This is a genomic window from Melioribacteraceae bacterium (genome assembly GCA_035362835.1).
Taxonomy (GTDB): Bacteria; Bacteroidota; Ignavibacteria; order Ignavibacteriales; family Melioribacteraceae; genus DSXH01.
This window is the reverse complement of record DAOSDY010000009.1, coordinates 1-3,758: the sequence shown is the minus strand read 5'-3', so window position 1 is coordinate 3,758 and position 3,758 is coordinate 1. Positions and strand designations below refer to the sequence as shown.

The following is a 3,758-nucleotide window of genomic DNA, read 5'->3' as shown; positions in this document are numbered from 1 at the left end:
TAAATAATTCACAGCTATTCGATTTTAAGAAAGACTTTAGGATCTGTGAGAGCAATTTTTTTGTGAGTTATTAAGGAATATATTACTCCAAGTATCAAAGCAACGACAGCACCGGCAATTTCTTCTATGGAGTTGTTAGATATTCCGAGAGTAGCAAGGACTCCGGCACCGACTTTGAGAATCCATTGAACAAGTTTGGCTACGATAAAATCTTTAATAGTATTCCACATTTTGATTTCTCCATCTACTTTAACGTGATATAATTTTGCTTTTATGAGTTCGAAAATATTAAGAGAAGTGTCTACGACAGGTTTTTCCGGGACTTTGACAGGATTGGAGGGTGAGTATTTGTATTTTATTTCAGTCATAACGTAATCTGAATATTCTGATCTTATATACATACTCTTCTTTTCTCTTGAAAGAAAAGAAGCAAAAGTTCAAGACTGTAAAAATTTTGCTAAAGATTTCATTCGCTCCGCTATGGAAATTAAACTCCCCCGCTTTTATTAATAATGGTAATTGAATGCGGGGTTCAAACAGAAATTTCCATTTAACGCTTCGCTCATTCATCTTATTAAACTAGCCTACCGGCAGGCAGGCGTAAAATTTTTAATGTCATTTTTACTTTAAAACAATAATTAGAGCATTACAGAAAAAACACGCCAAGTATTTGAGGCCATAAAAGAATAAAAATTTAACAGATTAAGGGAAATTGAGTGCAAACGGAATTTTAACATGGACTATGATTTGAAGTCCGTCAACCGGATTGCCCGTAACATCGTAGCATTGAATATCCAATGAGAAGCTGTCCCCATTACCGCCCCATATAAGATGCCTGATTAATGAAGTGTAAAATGGAACAATGGAGTATTCATAGTCCTCATGAGCGATAGGCAAATCTAACCCTGCTCCAATTTCGTAAAGACCGACATCATATCGTGAAGGGGTGACATTAGCCCATGAAGCATTGTTTAGAACATTGGTAGACCTTCCCGGACCCGGGAATTCATATGTAACAACAGGATCATTAGTGCCGGACTGCGATACCTGGAAATTGCGGAATACATAGAGTCCGTGCATTCTAACTTTACCGGACCAATTTGAAAGAGGCGCATTGTTATTCGGGAACTGGCACCATTTATAAAAATTCTTGGGATTCAAGAATGGGAGCGAACCGGACCAGAAAGTTTCATGGATTATTGTACCGGGAGGCGGATTGAGAGGAGAAGCATACTGAAATATAAAATCATCCGCGGAATTTTTAAGCTCGACTCTGCCGACACAGAAAAATGACTGATTGTTCTTAAATATAAATTTGCCATCGTGAACACCGCCGTAGATTATGAAATTATCTCCTTCATTTGCATTCTGAAGAGCAGTAACTAACGAAGTATAATTGCATTTATCAGGACCGACAGTAATAATATTTGAAGGGAGCGGGATTACAGGGAATGGATTAATTATTCTATCAAAAAGTATTCGTCGCATTTGAACCTCAGTTTAATAATGTGCGGAATGGAAAAACTATTTAAGCAGAATCCGTATAGAATCACCTGTTACGCCGGGATCCAGAGCGTATCCTGTAAGAGCGCCGGACGTTTTAGGAATTGCCTTACCAGCTGAATCAGATTCAACCGGATCACCCGCAGCTATAGTTGCGGCTGCGACGACTAGTACAATCCCTATTACAGTTACAGGCATCTGCTCCCCGGGGGAAGTTTCAGCGTTGGATACTCCAAGACATACGGCACCGGCTGAAGGAAGATTGCCGCTGAAACCGACAAAGCGGTTTTTAGGAATAGAAGCTGCGGCAGTAACGGATGTAATCAATAATGGCTGTTCGGTTTTCATTTTAATACTCCTCGCCTGTTATTTGACAGGCATGAATCGTTAAACTAAACGGAAGACGATTTAGAACGCCGTCCGCGCTTACTTTTAGGTTTTGAATCAGAAACCTGAGCAGCATTTGTTTTCTGTTCAGTATTTAGAGTAATAGGATGCTCTGCAATTTTTTCTTTTTTAGAATCATCATTGAAAGGAGCCAGGTATCTGCCGAAATAGTTTTTTTCTTTCTGATAATCATCATCAGTCATTTCAATGACGGAATTCTCTTTGAATATTCTACCGTTGAGGTAGAGGTCGGTGTTGATTATTCTGAAAAGCATATGTTTCCTCCTTCTTTGATGACAACAAAAAGATGAGGATAAGGATTGATATAACTTTTTCTTTTCTTGACGCAAGAAAAGAAACAAAAGAACATGTACTGAAAAATAATTGCTAAAATTATGCTTCGTTCCGTTACGGAAAATAAACTCCTCCCCCGCTCTTTATTAGATAATATTTTGTAAGCGGGAGTCGTCAGACAAAATTTTCCGTTTAACACTTTACTTCGCATAATTTTTTAACCTTGCCTTCCGGTAGGCAGACGCAATTATTTTTAGGTACAAGAAATTATAAATCATTTTCAGAGCCAAGTATTTGATGCCAAATAAATCATTAAATATTTTTTAATTAGTATCGTTGATTAAGAAACCGGCATCGGGGCCGACGATTTTAGCGACAAAATGATCTGTATTTCTAATCACTTCAATTTTACCGCCTTCAGTATATGTATCCACAAAAGGATTGTTTTTCTTACGGAGCGTATATGCAAAAGCAGGTTCATAATAGTTGCGAGGAATATCAGAAATTTCTCTCTGCACATATGCGAGGATTACATTATCTCTCCAGATATCCTGAAAGGTGCCGTCGTCTGCAGCGTAGACTGCATCACCTACCAGAAGGTTTTCAAAGTCCAACAGCTGGCGAAGGAGCTCAATTGTAATGACTGCATTTTGAGTGTATTTGATTTTATCGAGAATTGCAGGATGAACTTTTAGAGCATTGTACGCAACCGCTCCAATGACACAGAAATTAGGACGCTTGGCAATTTTACCGCGGATGGCCTCTTTGGCTGATTCAAAAACAGCGACCGGATTGCTTGTTACATTTGTAAACTTATCCGCTGATCCGAGAGTGACTTTATTGCCTGAAGGATATGTAGTTAGGTCCTGGACCAGATCCGCAATCATTTTCTCCATACGAAGCGAGATTCCATCCGTGACTACCTGAGTGGCGTGGAGGCGGAGGTTGTAGATATCCTCGTCGATTTCACGGTAGTCTAGCGGATATTCGAGATCGTGCTCTGCAAGGACATAATCGACTGATGTATGAATATCGGGACTGATACGGTTTGATTTAGCGCGGATTGCACGCTCTGTATTGTAAACCTTGAAAGATTCTTTTGTGAAGAGAGGGATTTTACCCCCTTCTTTAACAACAGGGACAATTGGAGCAAGGTTTAGGCCTACATGATCTGCGTTGGTATAACCGCGCGCAATGTTTGTAAGGACAGGATCAACTATACGGCGAAGTGCTTGAGTACTCATCTTAAATTTTCCTTAAATATTATTTGAAAGCTTCAGCACAGCATCTTTATATGAGATTTTTTCTGATTTCATGAGAGCCAGGGCGCGTTTGTGAAGAGGAAGCTGGGATTCGTCGACTTCAACATTCTCGAAGGATTCATCGGATACCGTGGAGATATCGAGCCCGGGTTTTGCAGCAAAAGTATCAAGAAGATTTGTATCGGGAACGGAAGAGAGGAGATTCTTCAGCGCATTAAGCAGATTTTCTTCATGGGGCTTTGCGGAATTATGAAATAATGGAATATTGGAAATTGAGTTTAATAATTCCGAGAATGATTTTACAAACGCCGG

The 3,758-nt window shown here is 39.5% G+C and carries 6 protein-coding genes; all 6 read right to left on the bottom strand.

The window, feature by feature from the left end; all coding sequences use genetic code 11:
* Positions 1-14: 14 nt before the first annotated feature.
* Entirely contained in the window at positions 15-368 is a 354-nt protein-coding gene (locus PLZ15_15315) for a hypothetical protein (GenBank protein HOI31114.1), read from the bottom strand.
* A 334-nt stretch (positions 369-702) separates the two neighbouring features.
* Positions 703-1,488, bottom strand: a complete 786-nt coding sequence (locus tag PLZ15_15310; protein ID HOI31113.1) for a hypothetical protein — start codon at positions 1,486-1,488, stop codon at positions 703-705.
* Between the two features lie 36 nt (positions 1,489-1,524).
* Entirely contained in the window at positions 1,525-1,851 is a 327-nt protein-coding gene (locus PLZ15_15305; GenBank protein HOI31112.1) for a DUF2190 family protein, read from the bottom strand.
* A gap of 44 nt (positions 1,852-1,895) precedes the next feature.
* Positions 1,896-2,165 (bottom strand): hypothetical protein, encoded by a 270-nt coding sequence (locus tag PLZ15_15300; protein HOI31111.1) that lies wholly within the window; start codon positions 2,163-2,165, stop codon positions 1,896-1,898.
* Positions 2,166-2,507: 342 nt separating this feature from the next.
* A complete protein-coding gene (locus PLZ15_15295) occupies positions 2,508-3,428 on the bottom strand; it encodes a major capsid protein (protein ID HOI31110.1) in 921 nt (306 codons plus the stop codon).
* A gap of 12 nt (positions 3,429-3,440) precedes the next feature.
* Positions 3,441-3,758, bottom strand: a 318-nt coding sequence (locus PLZ15_15290; protein ID HOI31109.1) for a hypothetical protein, incomplete at its 5' end; no start/stop codon positions are given.

What these genes read in the sequence shown, in the direction of transcription:
- PLZ15_15315 (HOI31114.1), bottom strand. Translation starts at nt 368, where the DNA reads ATGACTGAAATAAAATACAAATACTCACCCTCCAATCCTGTCAAAGTC.
- PLZ15_15310 (HOI31113.1), bottom strand. Translation starts at nt 1,488, where the DNA reads ATGCGACGAATACTTTTTGATAGAATAATTAATCCATTCCCTGTAATC.
- PLZ15_15305 (HOI31112.1), bottom strand. Translation starts at nt 1,851, where the DNA reads ATGAAAACCGAACAGCCATTATTGATTACATCCGTTACTGCCGCAGCT.
- PLZ15_15300 (HOI31111.1), bottom strand. Translation starts at nt 2,165, where the DNA reads ATGCTTTTCAGAATAATCAACACCGACCTCTACCTCAACGGTAGAATA.
- PLZ15_15295 (HOI31110.1), bottom strand. Translation starts at nt 3,428, where the DNA reads ATGAGTACTCAAGCACTTCGCCGTATAGTTGATCCTGTCCTTACAAAC.